The sequence below is a fragment of the Psychrobacter sp. 1Y4 genome, assembly GCF_051847555.1.
Genome location: NZ_JBPYDE010001063.1, coordinates 1 through 537, shown reverse-complemented (window position 1 = coordinate 537; position 537 = coordinate 1). Strand labels below are relative to the sequence as shown.

Below are 537 nucleotides of genomic sequence, written 5' to 3'. Positions count from 1 at the left end.
CTCAAAAGAAGTATTAGTACCAGCGGGCCTAGCTCGTATTGTTGGTGATGATGTATTCTTCGATAGCCTGACCAAGTCACAGGTAGAAGCCATGGAAGTATATGACCATGATTACCAATACAGCTATAAAGAGCAATATGAAAAAGACCGTCAGACTTTTACTGCTGATACACTTCCAGCTGAAGAGCGCGTAGATATCGCAGATCATTCTTATGATGCACCAAATACACTAGAGCTATTAGAAGAGCGCTTAACTGTTAATAAAGACCGTATCGTTGCAGGCCTTGTAAAAGTTGGTAAGCATGTTGTCACTGAAGAGCGCAATGTCGATGTCGAGCTAGAAGAAGAACATGCTGATATCCAGCGTACCAACGTTGATCGTCCAACAGATCGTCGCATTGGTGATATGGATGTCAATGATACCGTTGAAGTTGAGCTAGAAGCAGAACGTGCTCGCGTCGGCAAAGATACTTATGTCTCTGAAGAAGTTAACGTTGGCAAAACAACAGAACGTCATACTGAAACTATCGTTGAGAC

The 537-nt window shown here is 42.8% G+C and carries 1 protein-coding gene; it reads left to right on the top strand.

The features are described from left to right. On the top strand, positions 1 to 537 hold a 537-nt coding region (locus ACS8FC_RS20420), incomplete at both ends, for a YsnF/AvaK domain-containing protein (RefSeq protein ID WP_439298128.1).